The 514-nt window shown below is 67.7% G+C and carries 1 protein-coding gene; it reads right to left on the reverse strand.

What is annotated here, in order from left to right:
- Window positions 1-514, reverse strand: a 514-nt coding sequence (locus AAE045_RS24425) for a phosphoenolpyruvate carboxylase (protein WP_455549873.1), incomplete at both ends; no start/stop codon positions are given.

The following is a 514-nucleotide window of genomic DNA, read 5'->3' on the forward strand; positions in this document are numbered from 1 at the left end:
GGTGCGCTGGCCGTCGAGGTTGTCGACCAGGCTGGCCACCATCAACTGCTCTTTCTCCAGCAGCGCGCGGCGGACCGCCTCGGTCGGGTGCGCGGTGAACACCGGCTCGATGTCGATGCGCGGCAGCCACTCGGCCAGTTCGTCCAGAGTGACGCCCTGTGCCTTGAGGTTGACCAGTGCGTCCTGCAGACCATCGGGCTGCGGCGTGGCGGTACCGGCGCGCTGGTAGTCGCGGCGGCGGCGGATGCGGTGCACCCGCTCGGCGATGTTCACCACCTGGAAATAGGTACTGAACGCACGCACCATCGCTTCGGCGCGTGCCGGTGGCAGGCCGGTCAGCGCATCGTTGAGATCGGACAGGGGGGCGTCGCTTTCGCGGCGGGCGATGGCGCGCGTACGCACCTGTTCCACATCGTCGAAGAACTGCGTTGAGACCTGCTCGGCGAGCAGGTCGCCGACCAGTGCGCCGAGTCGGCGTACATCGTCGCGCAGGGGAATATCGGGAGTGGCAAAA

This window comes from Dryocola clanedunensis (assembly GCF_038405435.1).
GTDB classification, from domain to species: Bacteria; Pseudomonadota; Gammaproteobacteria; order Enterobacterales; family Enterobacteriaceae; genus Dryocola; species Dryocola clanedunensis_A.